This window comes from Caenispirillum salinarum (assembly GCF_044803115.1).
Lineage (GTDB): Bacteria > Pseudomonadota > Alphaproteobacteria > Rhodospirillales > Rhodospirillaceae > Caenispirillum > Caenispirillum salinarum_A.
On record NZ_CP085224.1, the window covers coordinates 1,889,158 to 1,906,665 of the forward strand.

A 17,508-nucleotide genomic window follows, 5' to 3' on the forward strand; every position below is an offset into this window, starting at 1 on the left:
CTCTCTGAAGCCAGTGGAACCGCGGAAGTGCTGAACCGCGCCCTCGCCGAACTGCTTGAACTGTCAGCGTCCCCGGATGCCTTGGCGCGCCGGGTTCGGACGGGAACCCTTCGGACGTCGGCCCGGCTTTCCCTAGAGGACCGAGAGTTACTTGATGCTCATCAGGCGCGTCTCCTCGAGAGCAATAGAGAGCCCAGTCCGGGGATGTTCATCGAAACGGAACTCCTCGAGGGAACCAGAAGCACAGCGTTGGCCAGCAAAAAGAATGCCGCCACCGATCCAGCGGGCCTCGTAACTCACTGGGTCGTATCTCAGCTTTCTACCCTGAATGATTCGGCACGGCTGCTGGGGCTGCCTGTTGACCGGCAGGCAGTCAAGCTGTTGGCGCGGCGCCTACTCCTTCGTCAAGTCGGGCGACACATGACGCACGGATCTTGGCGACGGGCCGCCGTCCGCTCAAGCGCCGGGACCGCGTCCGCGTCCGCGGCTGCGCGCCCAGAGGGCGTGGAGGCGGGAATCGGCTAGGCGGGGCGCGTCAGCCCGCCTGATCCGGTCGTGTTCGATAAGCATGTTTTGGTACGTGACGAGCCCTTCAAGGCGCTTCACTTCGTCTCGGTCCTTGTCTTCATCCAGCTGCGCTTCTTCAAGATCTGAAAGATCAGGGAAGCTGCTCCGGTGGACCATGCGACCGCGTCGTTTGCCAACCAAGCTCTGAATGTCTGCCCACAAGCCGTCGGTGTCGATGATGATTTCTGCGGGCTTGCCGTCGATTGAGGCAGTCTGTATCCCAAGGTTGGCGGCCCTTGCGGCCGTCCGTACTGATTCTGCGTTCTCTGGCGTTGTATTGCCGCCAGTCATGGACATCCAGATGGCGTCCTTCATCATCTGGAGGCGCTGGTAGCCTGGCGCTTCCCAAACCTTTACGATCGCTCGGTGTCGGATCGCAGTCGCGTCAAGGTCTGGTGAGACCCATTGAGCGGGAACGGAGGCCTGCCCATATAGCGAGATGAACGCCGTCCCGCGGCGGACCCACAGATCAAGGTCGTGCGCCTTCAACTGGTTTCGCGTTTCCTGCCAGCCTCCTGTCCACTGGCAGGCTCCGAGGCGTTTCCGAAGGTTGTCAACCTCCGGCACCTCGCTGGAGACGGCTTGGGGAAGGCTCGCCAGAAGTTCGCTTGCCGATGGGCTGGAGCGGGCCGCTGTGCAGAGCCACTGAAGAAAGCTTTGCGCCTCAGGTGCACGCTGATAGACTGCGCGACGATCTGCAGCCGTCATGACCGTCTTTGACAGCTCTGCCGCTATGAAGTCTCGGCGCACCTGCGCGGCGACGGTGATATGGCGGGCGTAGCTTGTCGTCTCGTCTTCCAGCGCCGCGTGATGCCGCGCTCGCAGCTGCTCCAAACCTTGGCGAATTGCCTGGACCGTTTTCGACGTAACCGTCCACCGTCTCTTTAGTTTGTCAATTCGCCAGTCGGACCGGGCATAAGTCGCAGTGGTGGTCGCGTTGGTAATTTCGGAGATGTCCCGCAGTACAAGGCCGCTGCGCTTGTAATATACGGCCCATCCCCGAGCGAAGTGCGTTAGCATGAAGTCGTACAGGCCGCCGATATTTCTCAGCGCGTTTGCCTCGAGCGCAAGCAGTTCCTTGCGGTCATCCGTCACGGGGTCGACTGATGGTGCGCTGAGGTCCAACTCCGTCGCAGCCTGCAAGCCCAACTGAAAGGCGTTATGCTTCGAAAACGGAATGCTGACAGGGCGTCCCCCAAGAGTGAGAAGGCGCATGACGAGCCCGTGCAGATGAGGCAATTCGACATCCCGCGTGTCCGGGTCGGTGGCGCGTGCGCCGCGATGGCCGTTCATATGAATCACTGATAGCCGAGGATAGGGTAGCAGACGTAACTCTGTTACAACTATCTGGTAAATGGCTTGCAGGGCGCGCTTCATGGGCTCGACGCCGGCTCTGATCGCGTCGGCGCGCGATGGCGAATATCCTGCAGCGCGGCACCGCTGTTGGAGCGTCTCAAAATCTGAAATACCCGTTTCGTCTGTAGAATAAGCTTCAAGTTCTCGCCGGAGATACTGCCGGTAAAGGAAGCGCCAGCCGATACGGGCGATTTCTTCCGGGCTGGGAGAAATGAAAATTTCAATCAGCGGCTTATCGATGTCCTTGCGAGAATCCGTCAAGCTCTCCAGCATAGATGCTGAGAACAGCGCTGCTTCTGCAGTCGAATTGGCGAATTCGGAAGCCCCTAATGTGGCCGTGAAGCACTCAACGCTGCCGATCTTGCCCTGCAAAAGCTCCTCAGGCGTGGTTCGCAGAACATAGCTTGCCCGGTCAAGAACGCTCTTTTTGAACGACAAGGATGTGTACATGTGCTTAAGCTCCCTTTTTGAGCGATTTAGCCTCTTCTAAGGGAACTGCAAGACTTTTTTGAACAGCACAGCGGGAGGGGCTTGGCCGGCTTGAAAGCTGCTTTGCGCCGGTGGGAAGCCTCCCAAGCGCGCCAGGAATACGCCTGGTCATTGTAGCGCTGTGTCGGCAGCCACGACATCTGGTGCTTGTTGTTCAGCGAGCCGGACCTTGCGTGAAGCGCGCGATCCAGAAAAATGACCTCCGGACCGCAAAAACTGCTGGCGAAAGGATCGCACCGTTACCACACCAAGGGAGGAACAATTAGAAACCGAAAGGGTTACTCCCATGGGCATCACTAATAAGGATTCCTCTACGTCCGCCCTGTGCAAGGCCATCGCAGGAGGTGAACTCCAGGTGACGATGGACCAAAACGGGACGTACTGGGTCTGCAACGCCAGCATGATGGGCGAGGTGCAGATCGATGCCGCGCAGAAGTACAAGGTCGGTCTTGCGATCACGGCTAATGGTCAATGCTGGCGCTTCGATATCCAGCTCAAGCCGCCTTACAACGCTCCAGAGGACGGATTCAGCGTGGCCATGGACGTTCTCGAGTGGCTTCAAGACTATGAGCAGAACCGGCGTGGATGTCGGGATACGCATGGACACCGCATTGACGAAGCAAGGGAGGTCGTGAGCTGGTACGCTCAGGCGCACGGCTTGGTAAATGTCGCGACCGCAGTCACGATCTCCTCCGGCCTTCCTGCTGGCTTCGACGCGATCGCCGCGACGTCGGCTGGTGTCACCGTTCGGCTGCGTTCTAAAACCCAGGACCTTGAACCGGAAGAAGCGGCTGCGCTCAAAAAGGCGACGGAGGAAATGGGGGCTATCATCGGTCACATCGGCATCGGCGCGCTGGATATCCGAAATGGCCGGGTCGGGAGCTTACAGATTGAGGTACCGCTCCGGGCGCCGCGGTCGCCAGCGGAACTCGTGAAGTCCCGGAGCGAGCTTATCCTATGGCTTGACCGACCCGAGAACCGGTGTCTCGACCTTCTGCATCTTGACCTGGAAGTTGCTTCCCAAGCCGCCGGTGCATCACCTGTAGCCGCTCCACCGAGATAAGTGGAACAGCACAGCCCGCTTGGCTTCCGGCCGTGACTGCGTTAACCTTTAAAAGCGGGCATGGCCCGCTCCTCACCCAGAGGGAAGATCAACCCGGCGGGACGCCTTGCGGTTCCGTCGGGTTGTTTCGTCTTGGGGAAGGCGCGCCGCGAAGCGCTACTGCCAGGCCAGCCGTCGCGGCCAGTGGCCCACAGGGTTTGACTCCAGTGCAAGAAGGGCGATCGGCGGAGCAGAGCGCCGTGCCTTTCTGCTGCCGTAACCGTCTTCTGACGGCTGCCTTGGCGTCGGCGTCCCGATAGTGCTGACTTCGTCGATCTTGGAGTGGATCGGCGGATGGAGCGAGTTGCTTATGGCCTACGATGGTAGTCAGCCTCCGGCGCGGCGGCGGTCATGGCCGCGGGCGGACAAGGAGCGGATGGTCAGAGAGGTTGCGGAGAGCGGCCTGCCGGTGGCCGAGGTGGCGCGGCGGAACGGCGTTCATCCCAGCGTCCTCGGACGCTGGTGCCGGAAGGCAGCTCCAGCCGCACCCGGCTTTCTGCCCGTCCAGGTCGCGGCGCCGAAGGATGAAGAGGCGGCTCCCGCGCCCGAGGAACCGTCTCCGGTCGAGATCGTGCTCACCAACGGGCGCCGCCTGATCGTGCCGGCCACCATCGCGCCACCCCGGTTGCGGACGCTGGTCGCGGCCCTGGAGGGGGCATGATCGCCGTTCCGCCGGGCGTGCGTGTCTACCTGGCGCTCGGCCGGACCGACATGCGAAAGGGCATGCCCGGCCTCGCCATGCTGGTGCAGGAGGTCCTGAAGAAGGACCCGTTCTCGGGGCACCTGTTCGTCTTCCGCGGGCGGCGTGGCGACCTGGTCAAGATCCTCGCCTGGGACGGCCAGGGGTTCTGCCTGTTCACCAAAGATCTGAGTTCATACTACACCTCTTCCACATCCAGATGATGGTTTTGCGTGGCTTCGTTTTTCGCACGCTCGGCTACCCGATGGGCGAGCGTGTTCCATCGGCTGCACTGCTTTTTCGGGAGGTCCGAGTCGGGAATCTCGTACAGGCGATATTGGCCGTTGTAGTGATGGCCGATAACGAGTCCGTGTTTGGCCCATCGTGCGAGGGTGTGCTCGTGAATGCCGAGACGCGCCGCCGCCTCTTGTTTCGTCAGCATCCCGCGGTCCCGCAGGCGGTCGTAGCGCGAGCGAAGTTTGTACTGATGAGCGAGATAAGCCACTCGCAGCGGAGTGAAACGCGCATCCTGACGACCGCGGCGCGTCGCCCCTCCCGGGTGATGTCCTTGGCGGTTCAGGATCTCCGCGATCTCCGAGTAGATGTGATCGTCGAGGAGCTTATCGACGAGCTCGACGATATGCATCGGGGTCTTGACTTGCTGAGCGGAAGACTTCGGGTTGAGTGTGGTGATCGTCTCGGTCTTGCCGCCCCTGAATCGAACATGGACCTTAGTCGTGCCTTCCGTGGGCAGCTTGACGAGGGTGACATCCTCAATGATGTGGGCGAGCAGCCGCTTGCGGTCGCGGTTCGGCGTGTCCGGATGCGCCCAAAGCTTCTTGAAATCCGTAGTCATCGCGACCAGCCGCTCCCGGACAGCTTCGTCGACTACGACCCGGTCGTACTCGCGGGTGCGCTCGCGCTCGTGGCGGGCATCGGCCAGCAAACGGAGCTTCTCGTTCCATTCGCCTTCGAGCGTATCGGCGACGAGGCGGTTGCCGGGATCGACGAGCATGAAACGCCTTTGGGCGAGTTCGGCCTCGATCTGGGCGCGCTGGATCGCACGGCATCGCAGTCGGTCAGCCTCTTCATGTCGGGCTTCGACTTCCCGGCGGACGTCGAGGGCGATCTCGACGACGGCCGGCGTCATCACGTCGGCGACGAGCATGCCGATGGCCTCATCAACGGGAGGACCGGCGACGGACTGGCAGGAGGCTTCCCCGCGAGAGGTCCGTGCGCGATCACAGACGTACCAGGCTTCCAGGCGACCGCGGCGCGCGGCATATTTGACTCGAAAACGACTACCGCATCGCCCGCACACGGCGCGGCCTTGAAGCAGGGCCACTCCTTCGCGGGGAACCGATGTGCGCGCCTGATCATAGCCTCGCCCGTTCTCCTGGAGGATCTTCAAGTTCTCCTGGTGTTGGCCCCAGGTGATGTAGCCGGGATGGGCATCGGGGATACAGGCGAGCCATTCTTCCTGGTCGCGCGCACGCAGCGTCCTCCTGCCGTCGATGGCGCGCCGATATTGACGTCGACCGTAGGCATAGGCGCCGGCGTAACGCGGATTGTGCAGGACGCGCACCGCGGTCGACGCGGTCAGGGATCGAAACACGGTCCGGCTATCGTGCAGGCGCGAAGGGAACAACAGGCCCTGCTTACGGAAGGCCTTGACGGTTTGGGAGGCGGATCCAACACGAGCGAACGTCTCGAAGAAATGGGCAATCGTCTCTCTGACCTGGGTATCCGGGTCAAGGGCCACGTTGCCGGCATCGTCATAGACCAGCCCCGTCGGCAGGGGGCAGCGAAACTCGCCGCGGCGCGCTTTGTTGAGGATGCCGCCGCGGAGCCGCGCCTTGATCACGTGCAGTTCGGCTTCACTCATCGTTCCCTTGAGGCCGAGCAAGAGCCGGTCGTTGAAGCTCGCGGGATCGTACACGCCGTCCTCGTCAAGGATCAGGGTATCGGCGAGGGCGCAGATCTCCAGCAAGCGCTGCCAGTCGGCGTTGTTGCGCGCCAGACGGGAGACTTCCAGGCCCATCACGATCCCGGCGCGGCCCATGCCGACGTCGCTGACCAGTCGCTGGAAGCCCTCTCGCCACGCCGCCGATGCGCCGGATTCGCCCTGGTCATTGTCGATGACGATGATTTGCTCGTCGCGCCAGCCGAGAGCCACGGCGCGCCCACGAAGTCCGTACTGCCGTTTGGCGCTCTCGGCGTTCTCGACCACTTGCCGCATCGAGGACTGGCGGATGTACAGGTAGGCACCGCGTTTGAGGTGCGAAGGCTGGACCTTGATGTGGGCGTTCATGACGATCTCCGATCGTGGATGCTTCCGACGATTGATGCGAGGACGTGAACGGCAACGTTGTGCCCGCGCCGCGCCGGGACGGCGAGTGACGAAGCGTAGACTGGCTCTTGAGGGGAACTTGCGGCTGCGGTCAGAGCGCGGGCCCATCCCCACATACCGCGGCGCAGGAAGAGCGCGAGGCCGCTACGGGCGTCGATCGGCAGCGCCTCGCCGAGAGCTGCTCCGCGAAGCAGCTCGTACCGGGTTGCAATGGCCGATGGCAGGGCCGATCCCGCTGCCGTCGTTGCGCCCGTCAGGCGCGAGTTTTTTTTAGAACGCGCTCGATTGTTCTGGGATGGAGCTCGATGCCAAGTTCCTGGTGTACGAGCTTTGCCAGTTCCCGGGCGCGGACGGGCTCGCCTGGGATAAGCCTCGCCCGCAGGAACGCGAGGACTTCGTCGTCGATCTTGTGGGGGCCGCGTGGGCCGGGTTTCGCCGGCACCAGTCCGGCAATTCCGCCGTTGTCGAAGTTGGCCTTGGCTTGGTAATAGGTCGGCCGCGAAAAGCCGTACTCGTTCGAAGCCTCGGTTACCGACACGCCGTCGGTGGAGACGCGACGGAGCATCTCGTACTTGACCTGGACAGCGTCGTGCGGGTCGAAGAACTCGCTGTCGCGAAACTTCGGATCGCGCACCTTCTCGGGCGTCGCATTGAAGGTGCCCTCCTCGATGAGGGCCTCGGCCTTCGAGCGCTTGCTGTCGTACTTCGCAGGCATCGACGAATCCGAGGACGAGAGGTAGAGAAGGTGTAACGGTATTTATACCGCGTTCCGCATACAGGTCAAGCTTCTCACCGCCGTACCCACGTCCGCTACACGCGGAAGAAGGGAAATAAGAACCTTCAAAGCTCTGTCGCGGCGTAATTCGCTTTACATGTGCGGCGTAATTGACCTTACACATTGCGGCCCCCACGGTCGACCAATCTGCTGGAAAGGCGCTCCACCACGTCGGCGAGAGCAATCAAGTCCGTCACCCGCAATGGCGTGCGGCCGTCGCCGACAACCACCTCGGGATCCGGGCTCGAAAGATCGGTCCACTGCGGCGGAACCGACCAGACCGAGCCATCTTCCGCCTGAAGCAGCAGGCGTTCGCCGAGCCGGTTGAAGCGCCGGCCCACGCATGGCAACCATCGCTCCCTCAGAGGATGGAACGGGTGCGTGACCTGGACTAACTGGTGCGCTGCGACGGTAGGGGTCGCATTCTCCACGGAGGTACAAGCGGCTGGAGAAGGGACGCTTCGTCTGGCCCTCGGCGGAGGGCGGCGTGGCGGCGCTGACGCCGGCCCAGTTGAGCATGCTGATCGAGGGCATCGACTGGCGCATGCCGACGCGGACATGGCGGCCGGAGACAGCCGGCTGACGAGCCCCGGAAGGCGCCGAAATCCTTGGTTTTTAGGGCTTCTGCGGCTAGAATCCGGCCATGCCTTCCGCACCGTCTTCCCAGCTTCCCGACGACGTCGAGGCCCTGCGGGCGATCATCGCCGCGCAGGCCGAGGAACTGGCCGCGGCCAGGGCCGGCCTGACCGCCAAGGCGCTGGAAGTCGAGAAGCTGAAGGTGCAACTCGCCCGCCTGCGGCGGATGACGTTCGGGCGATCGTCGGAGAAGCTGTCCCGCGAGATCGAACAGCTCGAACTGGCCCTGGAGGACCTGGAGGCCGAAGCGGCCGAAGCGGCCGAAGCAGAGGATGAAGCGCCGCCGGAGCCGACCGAGGCCGACGCCCCGGACCAGCCTGCCGCGCGCCGTCGCCGCGCCCTACCGGAGCATCTGCCGCGCGACGAGGTCCGTCATGATCCCGCCGACGACTGCCCGGCCTGCGGCGGCGCCATGCACACGGTGGGCGAGGACGTGACCGAGATCCTCGACTACGTGCCCGGCCGTTTCCGGGTGATCCGCCATGTCCGTCCGGCGCTGTCGTGCCGGACGTGCGAGAGCATGGTGCAGACGCCGATGCCGTCCCTGCCGGTGGCGCGCGGCCTGCCGTCGCCGGCCCTGCTGTCGCATGTCCTGGTGTCGAAATACTGCGACCACCTGCCGCTGTACCGCCAGAGCCAGATCTACGCCCGCGAGGGCGTGACGCTGCCCCGGGCGCTGCTGGCGGGCTGGGTCGGCAGGACGGCCGCCCTGGTGGCGCCGCTGGTCGAGGCGATTGGCCGCCACGTGCGCGCCGGCGACGCCTTGCACGCCGACGACACGCCGGTGCCGGTGCTCAGCCCGGGCGCCGGCAAGACCCGGCAGGCGCGACAATGGGTCTATCTGCGCGACGAACGTCCCCATGCCGGCCCGGCGCCGCCGGCCGTGCTTTACCGCTACACGCCCGACCGCAAGGGCATCCATCCGCAGACCGAGTTGCAGGGCTTTCGCGGCCTTCTGCACGCCGACGGCTATGCCGGTTTCAACAAGCTGTACGAGCCGGGAGAGGACGGCGTCGCGTCCGTGCAGGAGGTGGCATGCTGGGCCCATGTGCGGCGCAAGATCCACGACGTTCATGCGGCGACCGGATCACCCATCGCCGCCCGGGCCCTGGAGCTGATCGGCGCGCTGTTCGACGTGGAGCGCCGGATCTCCGGGCGTCCAGCCGACGAGCGCCTGCGCGTGCGCCAGGCGGAGAGCCTGCCCCGGCTGGAGGCGGTGAAGACCTTCTTCGACACCAGCCTCCGCAAGCTGCCGGGCAAAAGCGAGCTGGCGGCCGCAATGCGCTACGCCCTGACGCGCTGGCCAGCGCTGACCCGCTATGCAGGCGACGGCCGCTGCGAGATCAGCAACAATGCCGCTGAGCGGGCCATCCGCCCGCTGGCCCTGGGCCGGAAAAACTACCTCTTCGCCGGCTCCGACGCCGGCGGCCGCCGGGCGGCGGCCATCTACACGCTGGTCGAGACCGCGCGGCTGAACGGCCTCGACCCGCAGGCCTACCTCACCACGGTGCTGGCTCGCATCGCCGACCATCCGATCAACCGGATCGACGACCTGCTGCCGTGGAACATCGGGCAGCCGCAGGACGACCAGAAGGCTGCCTGACCGTCAACAGGCGGCCGCCGCAGCCGCTGGAAGACGCTTACCTGCTGCCCGCCCTGGACGGCGCAGAAGGACCGCGGCATCGTTCCGGTGTCTTAGCTCTGCCGCGTCCTTGCCCGAGCTCCTCTCAGCTTCCATTCTTGAGGGACTGTATTAGGGGAGGCACGGAGTTCCATGAGCGTTCGACAGCCGTCATCCGGCATCATCCATCCCGTCATCCTGTCCGGGGGGGCTGGTACGCGCCTGTGGCCGCTGTCCCGGGAGTCCCGACCGAAGCAGCTGCGCCGGTTGCTGGGCGACCGCACCCTTCTGCAGGATACCGCGCGCCGCGCCAGTGCATGGGCGCCGCCGGTTATCGTCTCCAACGCCGAGCACCGCTTCCAGATCGCCGAGCAGATGCGCCAGGCGGGAATCGCCCCGCGCGCCATCGTCATCGAGCCCTCGGCGCGGAACACGGCCCCCGCCGCCGCCGTCGCCGCCCTGATGCTGGCGGAGGAGGATCCCTCGGCGCGGATGCTGGTCATGCCGTCGGACCACGCCATTCACGACGCCGAGGCCTTCGGCACCACCGTCGAGGCCTGCGGCGCCGCGGCCGGTGAAGACCGGCTGGCCTGCCTTGGCGTCACGCCGACGCGGCCGCACACCGGCTACGGCTATGTTGAGCGCGCGGCGGAGCCGATCGCGCCGGGCGTCGCGCCCGTTGTCCGCTTCGTGGAAAAGCCCGACCCGGACCGCGCCAAGGCGTTCGTGGAAAGCGGCAATTTCCTGTGGAACGCCGGCATCTTCCTGTTCCCGGTCGCCGCCTACCTCGATGCCCTGGCCGAAACGCGTCCCGACATGCTGGAGCTGTGCCGCGCCGCCGTGTCGCAGGCGCAGCAGGACCTCGACTTCCTGCGTCTTGCGCCCGAGCCCTTCAACGCCATCAAGGGCGACAGCATCGACTACGCCGTTATGGAGCACGCCAGGGATGCCGTCGTCGCCGAACTGGACGCCGGCTGGAGCGATATCGGGTCGTGGTCGTCGCTGCACGAGGAATCCGAGAGCGATGCCGACGGCAACGCCCTTGTTGGCGACGTAACGGCCATGGGGTGTTCCGGCAGCTACCTGCGCAGCGAAGACCGGCTTCTGGTGGCCATCGGCATCAAGGACCTGGTGGTGGTCGCCGAGGACGACGCCGTCCTGGTGGCGCGCAAGGGCGACGACCAGCGGGTCAAGGACGTGGTCGCCGACCTGAAGGCCCGCGGCCGCAAGGAAGCGACCGAGAACACCTGCAGCTACCGCCCCTGGGGCACCTTCCAGACCATCGACGAGGGGCCGAGGTTCCACGTCAAGCACATCATGGTCAAGCAGGGCGAGAGCCTGTCCCTGCAGATGCACCATCACCGCAGCGAACACTGGATCGTCGTCGAGGGTACGGCTGAGGTCACCCGCGACGATGACACCTTCCTGCTGTTCGAGAACGAGTCGGTGTTCATCCGCGCCGGCCAGACCCACCGGCTGCGCAACCCCGGCAAGCTGCCGTTGCGGTTGATCGAGGTGCAGTCCGGCCCCTACTGCGGCGAGGACGACATCGTGCGGTTCACCGATGCCTACGGCCGGATCGAGCCGCTGCGCCAGACGTGAGGCCGCTTGGTCGGCGTTCGGTGTCGCTATACAGTGCCGCGCGATTCATTCTACAGAAAGGCTTACCCACTGTGACCGTCACGTCCTCCGGCGCCATCCCTGCGCATCATTTTCATCCGTCCATTCTGCGGGCCTATGACATCCGGGGCATTGTCGGTGAGACGCTGAGCGCCGCTGATGCGCGCGCCATCGGCTGTGCCTTCGGGTCGATTGTCCGGCGTGACGGCGGCCGGTCGGTGGCGGTCGGGCGCGACGGGCGGCTGTCATCGCCGGAGCTTGAAGCAGCACTTGTCGAGGGGCTGACGGCGGTGGGCTGCACGGTGACGCGCATCGGCTGCGGGCCGACGCCGATGCTGTATTACGCCTGTGCCGAGCTTGCGACCGACGGCGGAGTCATGGTCACGGGCTCCCATAATCCGCCGACCCACAACGGCTTCAAGATGGTCAAGAGCGGCAAGCCGTTCTACGGCGACGCCATTACCGGCCTGGGCGAGATCGCTTCTGCCGGTGCCTGGGCAGAGGGCGCCGGAGCGGGCGCGGTCGAGGAACGCGATCTGCGCGACGCCTACACCGAGCGCCTGCTGTGCGACCACGGGCGCAATATCCGTCCGCTGACGGTCGTGTGGGATGCCGGCAACGGCGCCACCGGCGACATCATGTCGCGGTTGACCGATCGTCTTCCCGGGCGCCACATCCTTCTCAATGCCGAGATTGACGGCACCTTCCCGGCCCATCACCCCGACCCGACCCTGCCGGAGACGCTGGAGCAGCTGCGCGCGGCCGTCGCAGAAGAGGGCGCCGACGTGGGCATCGCCTTCGACGGCGACGGGGACCGCATCGGCGTCATCGACGGGCGGGGCGCGATTCTCTGGGGCGATCAGCTCCTCATGCTGCTGGCCGAGGAGGTGCTGGCCCGCCATCCGGGCGCGCCGATCATCGCCGACGTCAAGGCGAGCAAGACCCTGTTCGACCATGTAGCCGCGCTGGGCGGCGAACCCGTCATGTGGCGCACCGGGCATTCGCTCATCAAGACAAAGATGAGGGAGACCGGTGCCCCGCTGGCCGGCGAAATGAGCGGCCACATCTTCTTTGCCGACGGCTGGTACGGTTTCGACGATGGCCTCTACGCCGCGGTGCGGCTGCTGGACCTGGTTGGCCGTGTCTGGTCCGAGGGCACGACGCTGGCCGAGCGCCATGCCGCGCTGCCGCGCCTGCACGCCACGCCGGAAATCCGGATCGACTGCCCGGAGGAACACAAGTTCGACGCCGTGCGCGCGGTGACCGAGGCGGTGACGGTTGATCCGCAGGCGCAGGTCTCCACGGTCGACGGCGTGCGCGTCACGACGCCCGATGGCTGGTGGCTTCTTCGGGCCTCCAACACGCAGGCGGCGCTGGTGGCGCGCTGCGAGGGCGAGGATAAGGCGGCGCTCGGTCGGCTCGTGGCGGGCCTTGCACGCACGCTGGACGGCCAGGGCCTGAGGCTGTCTGAGGACATAAGACGCCTCGTCGCCGAGGGGTGAGGGCCGGGCCGGGCGGCAGCATTTCCGTTTGTCTGTGCCGTAGGACGGGCTATGGTTCGGCCGCCGGGCGCCTCCTTTTTGGCCGGTGCCTCCGTACCTCGTCACAGCTGGTTCCGCCATGGCTTCCTTCCTAATCCGTTACCTGAAGTCCCGCGACCGGGGCCTTCTGACCGTCTCGGTCGCGCTGTTGGCTCTCGGCCTGCTTGTCGGGTTCGGCGCGCTCTACAGCATTCCGCTCGGCCTGGGCGACAAGAAGGCCGTTAAGCTGCTGGGCTGGACCCTCGAACGCCGTGTCACCTACCAAGCCGCGTTTGCGGCAGCGGCGGCCAACCTGCTGGTGCTGCTGCTGGCGCTCGCCGTGCCGCGGGGCGCGGCGCGGGGCTTCCTGCGGCCGGCACTGGCCGCCCTGAACGCCGCCGCCATTGTGTTCCTGGCCGTGCGCAGCGACGCCATTCTGGAGCGGCGCGAGGACAGCCCCGTCGGCGCCGCCGCCTACAATGAGGTGCCGCCCGCTCCCTACGACGATCCCGCCTTTGCCGACTCGCTGATCCGGGTGAACGACGCGCCCGCCGCCGAGGCCGTGCGCCAGCGCCTGATCGTGCGCATCTTCGGCGATGCCGGATTGCCCGCCGGACGGGGCTTCGACACTGTTGAGCGCAGCGTCGAGGAGCCGAACCTCGCCGGCTTGCCGGCCGCGCGCATCGACCGCATGAGGATGGCGCTCGACCACGGTTACGAGGCCACAGCCTATCATCTGGTGCCCGAGGGTGAGGCGGCGGAAACGCTGGTGCTCTACAATCACGGCCACGTCTCGGACATCTTCGGCGAAGAGGCGCAGCACGCCATCGAGCAATTCCTGCGGGCGGGGCACGCAGTGACGGCGCTGTCCATGCCCAACCGCCGGCCCAACACCACACCGGGTCGCATCGACACCGTCCGCCACGGCTCCATCGCCAACCGCCTCGACCACGAGAGCTTTTCCTTCCTTGAGACGGCGGAGTATTCGCCGATCCGGCTGTTCGTCGCGCCGCTGGTGGCGGCCGTAGACCAGGGGCTGGCCGACGGGTACGAGACCATAGCAGCGACCGGCATCTCGGGCGGGGCCTGGAGCATCACGGTGGCGGCGGCAGTCGACCGACGCATCCGGGCGACGTATCCGGTGGCGGGCAGCTTACCGATGTATCTGCTCGCCCTGCCGCCCAACCGCCCGGGCGACTGGGAGCAGGTCCATGCGGACATCTACCGTATCGCTTCATACCTGGACCTATATGTGCTCGGTGCGGCAGGGCAGGGGCGGCGACAGATCCAGATCCTCAACCAGTACGACTCGTGCTGCTTCCGGGGCATCGGCGCGCGCGGTTATGCCTCGGCCGTGGCCGAGGCGACGGCCGCCCTCGGCGGCCGGTACGAGCTGGTGATCCTGCCCGAGCACGACCACCGGATCGCGCCGGAAGCCTTTGACATCATTCTGGAAGACCTTGGCCGTTCGCCCGACGGCTAATCGCCGGCCTCGGCGGCGAGGCCGAGCAGGTAGTCTGCATAGTGGGTCCCGGACAAGCCGTGGACCAGGCGCAGCAGGGTCTCGACGCCGATGAAGCCCATGCGGTAGGCGACTTCCTCAAGGCACCCGACCATCTGCCCGGTGCGGGTCTGCATGACGCGGACGAACTCCGCCGCGTCATGGAGGCTGCCGTGGGTGCCGGTGTCCAGCCACACGAAGCCGCGCCCCATGCGCCGCACCGACAGCCGTCCCTCCCGCAGGTAGCGGTTGTTGATGTCGGTGATCTCCAGTTCGCCACGGGCCGAAGGGCGCAGCTCCGCCGCCATCTCCACGACATCGGAGTCGTAGAAATAGAGCCCGGTCACCGCCCACGGGCTGTCGGGGTGCCGGGGCTTTTCCACGATGTCCAGCGGTCTATTCCCCGTGTCGAAGCGCACGATGCCATAGCGGCCAGGATCGCGCACCCGGTGGGCCAGCACGCAGGCGCCGGACCCGCCGGCGGCCTGCTGCACGAGCCGGCTAAGGCCGTCGCCGTAGAAAATGTTGTCGCCCAGCACAAGCGCCACCCGATCGCCGCCGATGTGGGCCCGCCCGATCAGGAAGGCCTGCGCGATGCCCTCGGGCACCGGCTGCTCGGCGTAGGACAGCGCAAGGCCCCAGAGCGATCCGTCGCCCAGAAGCCGTTGGAACGCCGGAGCGTCCTGCGGGGTCGTTATGATCAGGATGTCGCGGATGCCCGCCAGCATCAGCGTCGACAGCGGGTAGTGGATCATCGGCTTGTCGTAGACCGGCAGCAACTGCTTGCTTGCCACCAGCGTCAGCGGATAAAGGCGCCTGCCTGCGCCGCCGGCCAGGATGATGCCTTTCATTGTCCGGCCTCCGGTCCGTCGGAGGCGAGGCCCAGGCGCTCCCCGCCATAGGCGCCGCCGCGCAGGATCGCCTCCCACCAGGGCCGGTTGTCCAGGTACCAGCGGACCGTGTCGCGCAAGCCGTCGTGGAACCGCACGCGCGGGCGCCAGCCTAATTCCGCCGCCGCGCGGCTGCTGTCGAGTGCGTAGCGCAAATCGTGGCCGGGGCGGTCGGCGACGAAGGCAATGGCGCTTTCGTGCGGGAGGCCGTCGGCGCGGGGCGAGGCTTCGTCCAGCAGGCGGCAGAGAGTGCGGACAACGTCGATGTTGGCCAGCTCGCAGCCGCCGCCGATGCAATAGCTCCGACCGGCTGCTCCGCGCTCCAGGACGGCGAGCAGCGCATTGGCGTGATCGTCGACGTGCAGCCAGTCACGCACGTTCTCGCCGCGACCGTAGACGGGCAGCGCCTCCCCCCGCACTGCGCGGATCAGGGTCAGCGGAATCAGCTTTTCGGGAAACTGGCGCGGACCGTAGGTATTGGAGGCGCTCACCACCATTGTCGGCAGATCGTAGGTGGCGTGCCAGGCCCGGACCAGATGGTCGGCCGCCGCCTTGGAGGCGGCATAGGGCGAGTTTGGGCGGTAGGGGGACGCCTCGCTGAAGCGCCCGTGCGCGCCGAGGGTGCCGAACACCTCGTCGGTGGAGACGTGGACGAAGCGGAAGGCGTCCCGCGCCGGGGCGGTCAGCGCCCGCCAATGGGCGCGGGCCGCCTCCAGCAGAACGCCTGTGCCGTCCACGTTGGTGCGGATGAAGGACGCCGGTCCGTCGATGGAGCGGTCGACATGGGATTCGGCCGCCAGGTGGAGCACCGCCTCGGGCCGGTGGCGCTGGAAGATGTCGCCAATGGCGCGGGCGTCGCATATGTCGGCGGCCTCAAAGGCGAGTCCGGGGTCATCGGCCACCGCCTCCAGATTTGCGCGGCTGCCGGCGTAGGTCAGCAGGTCGGCCACGACCACCCTGTGCCCCGCTGAGAGCAGCCGGCGGACCACCGTCGATCCGATGAAACCGGCCCCGCCGGTGACGAGTATCTTCATGCTGCTGGGTCCGTGGTGGACGGAGGCGGCGAATGGGGTTGTTCCGTCACATTACGGCAGCCGGATCGGCTCCGGCAACCGCTCCGCGAGTCCCCGCGCCGCTCAGGCCGGTGTCCGGAGGGGGTGCTGGCCGCGGCCAGATCGGCCGCCACCATCTCCCGCACCAGCTCGGCGAGGCCGGTTCGCGGACGCCATCCCAGGCGGCGACGGGCGAGGGAGGCATCGCCGCACAGGGCCGCCACCTCGGTCGGGCGCACGTAGCGCGGATCGATGGCGACCAGAACCTGGCCCGTACGGGCATCCAGGCCGCGTTCCGCAAGACCGTCGCCCGTCCACTCGATCTCCCGCCCCACCTCGGCGAAGGCCAGGTCCACGAAATGGCGGGCGGTCGCCGTCCGCCCGGTGGCGACGACGTAGTCGCCCGCTTCGTCCTGCTGGAGCATCCGCCACAGGGCATCCACGGTATCGCGGGCGTGGCACCAGTCGCGTTCGGCGTTCAGGTTGCCGAGCCACAGGGTTTCCTGCCGGCCCGTTTCGATGGCGGCGACGGCGCGGGTGATCTTGCGGGTAACGAAGGTCTCCCCGCGCCGGGGGCTTTCGCGATTGAACATGATCGCGTTGGAGGCGTGCAGGCCATAGGCCTCGCGGTAGTTCACGGTGATCCAGTAGGCATACAGCTTGGCCGCGGCATAAGGGCTGCGCGGCCGGAAGGGCGTGGTTTCGGTCTGCGGGCTTTCCGCCGCCGCGCCGTAGAGTTCCGAGGTGGACGCCTGCACCACGCGCGTCGTCCCCTCCAGGCCCAGGATGCGCAGGGCCTCCATCAGCCGAAGGGTGCCGAGCCCGTCAGTATCCGCCGTGTACTCCGGCGCCTCGAAGCTGACGTGGACGTGGCTTTGGGCGGCGAGGTTGTAGATCTCGTCGGGGCGCACCTCCTGGATCAGCCGGATCAGTCCGGTGGCGTCCGTCATGTCGCCATGGTGGAGGAAGAAGCGCGGGTCCCCTTCGTGCGGGTCCACGTACAGGTGGTCGACGCGCGCGGTGTTGAACATCGACGACCGGCGCTTCAGGCCGTGGACCGTGTAGCCCTTCGCCAGCAGAAGCTCCGACAGGTAAGAGCCGTCCTGGCCGGTGACGCCGGTGATGAGGGCGACCTTGCCCAAGCTGGACCTCCGTAAAGCGATACGACAGGCGAGGGCGCCAAGACTACCTGTGCGTGCGAAGCTTGCAAGGGCTCATGCGCCGTCACGATGGAAGAAGGCCCAGCCCTCGCATGGTGTGGTGGGCGGACTTCGGGGGCGGGGCCGCCAACTTCCCGGCTCTCGGGCCAGTCGCGGCGGGGCAGAGGTTGGTTTCCAAAGGCAGAGAGGC

Annotated in this window: 14 protein-coding genes and 1 pseudogene; 8 read left to right on the top strand and 7 right to left on the bottom strand. The window is 66.2% G+C overall.

Going from position 1 to position 17,508, the window contains the following annotated elements:
- Positions 1–456 precede the first annotated feature (456 nt).
- Complete coding sequence (locus LG334_RS08540) at positions 457–2,373, bottom strand: hypothetical protein (protein WP_404385152.1); 1,917 nt, start codon at positions 2,371–2,373, stop codon at positions 457–459.
- Between the two features lie 394 nt (positions 2,374–2,767).
- Between LG334_RS08540 and LG334_RS08545 the strand changes: the two genes are divergently transcribed.
- The 3 genes and pseudogenes from LG334_RS08545 to tnpB all read left to right on the top strand — a co-directional run.
- The gene (locus tag LG334_RS08545; RefSeq protein ID WP_404385154.1) at positions 2,768–3,475 is read left to right on the top strand and encodes a hypothetical protein; all 708 of its coding nucleotides are present in this window, start codon (positions 2,768–2,770) and stop codon (positions 3,473–3,475) included.
- A 415-nt stretch (positions 3,476–3,890) separates the two neighbouring features.
- Entirely contained in the window at positions 3,891–4,175 is a 285-nt protein-coding gene (tnpA, locus tag LG334_RS08550) for an IS66 family insertion sequence element accessory protein TnpA (protein WP_404381162.1), read from the top strand.
- A pseudogene (gene tnpB, locus LG334_RS08555) lies at positions 4,172–4,378 on the top strand (IS66 family insertion sequence element accessory protein TnpB); the annotation flags it as partial. The gene tnpA and the pseudogene tnpB, both read left to right, overlap by 4 nt.
- 14 nt (positions 4,379–4,392) lie before the next feature.
- Here tnpB and LG334_RS08560 read toward each other — a convergent pair.
- The 3 genes from LG334_RS08560 to LG334_RS08570 form a co-directional block, all read right to left on the bottom strand.
- Entirely contained in the window at positions 4,393–6,504 is a 2,112-nt protein-coding gene (locus LG334_RS08560) for a recombinase family protein (RefSeq protein WP_404379505.1), read from the bottom strand.
- 292 nt (positions 6,505–6,796) lie between these two features.
- The gene (locus LG334_RS08565; RefSeq protein WP_404379504.1) at positions 6,797–7,258 is read right to left on the bottom strand and encodes a transposase; all 462 of its coding nucleotides are present in this window, start codon (positions 7,256–7,258) and stop codon (positions 6,797–6,799) included.
- Positions 7,259–7,434: 176 nt separating this feature from the next.
- On the bottom strand, positions 7,435–7,659 hold the full coding sequence (locus LG334_RS08570) for a DUF5372 family protein (RefSeq protein ID WP_404379502.1): 225 nt from the start codon (positions 7,657–7,659) through the stop codon (positions 7,435–7,437).
- A 146-nt stretch (positions 7,660–7,805) separates the two neighbouring features.
- Here LG334_RS08570 and LG334_RS08575 point away from each other — a divergent pair, with 146 nt between their 5' ends.
- The 5 genes from LG334_RS08575 (at position 7,806) to LG334_RS08595 (ending at position 14,198) form a co-directional block, all read left to right on the top strand.
- Positions 7,806–7,901, top strand: coding sequence for a hypothetical protein (locus tag LG334_RS08575; RefSeq protein WP_404379501.1), 96 nt, complete (start codon positions 7,806–7,808; stop codon positions 7,899–7,901).
- A 60-nt stretch (positions 7,902–7,961) separates the two neighbouring features.
- Positions 7,962–9,557 (top strand): IS66 family transposase, encoded by a 1,596-nt coding sequence (tnpC, locus tag LG334_RS08580; RefSeq protein ID WP_404381160.1) that lies wholly within the window; start codon positions 7,962–7,964, stop codon positions 9,555–9,557.
- Positions 9,558–9,728: 171 nt separating this feature from the next.
- Positions 9,729–11,177 carry a mannose-1-phosphate guanylyltransferase/mannose-6-phosphate isomerase gene (locus LG334_RS08585; RefSeq protein WP_404385156.1) on the top strand — a complete coding sequence of 483 codons (1,449 nt, stop codon included), beginning with the start codon at positions 9,729–9,731 and terminating at the stop codon, positions 11,175–11,177.
- Positions 11,178–11,248: 71 nt separating this feature from the next.
- A complete protein-coding gene (pgmG, locus tag LG334_RS08590) occupies positions 11,249–12,697 on the top strand; it encodes a phosphoglucomutase/phosphomannomutase PgmG (RefSeq protein WP_404385158.1) in 1,449 nt (482 codons plus the stop codon).
- Positions 12,698–12,815: 118 nt separating this feature from the next.
- Entirely contained in the window at positions 12,816–14,198 is a 1,383-nt protein-coding gene (locus LG334_RS08595) for a hypothetical protein (RefSeq protein ID WP_404385160.1), read from the top strand.
- On the opposite strand, the gene rfbA is transcribed toward LG334_RS08595, so the two are convergent.
- Genes rfbA through gmd form a run of 3 tightly spaced genes read right to left on the bottom strand, consistent with a single transcriptional unit; the run spans position 14,195 to position 17,300 of the window.
- The gene (gene rfbA, locus LG334_RS08600; protein WP_404385162.1) at positions 14,195–15,067 is read right to left on the bottom strand and encodes a glucose-1-phosphate thymidylyltransferase RfbA; all 873 of its coding nucleotides are present in this window, start codon (positions 15,065–15,067) and stop codon (positions 14,195–14,197) included. The genes LG334_RS08595 and rfbA overlap by 4 nt on opposite strands.
- Entirely contained in the window at positions 15,064–16,140 is a 1,077-nt protein-coding gene (rfbB, locus tag LG334_RS08605; RefSeq protein WP_404385164.1) for a dTDP-glucose 4,6-dehydratase, read from the bottom strand. The genes rfbA and rfbB overlap by 4 nt, the downstream gene beginning before the upstream one ends.
- A complete protein-coding gene (gene gmd, locus LG334_RS08610) occupies positions 16,137–17,300 on the bottom strand; it encodes a GDP-mannose 4,6-dehydratase (protein WP_404385166.1) in 1,164 nt (387 codons plus the stop codon). The genes rfbB and gmd overlap by 4 nt, the downstream gene beginning before the upstream one ends.
- Between the last annotated feature and the right edge of the window lie 208 nt (positions 17,301–17,508).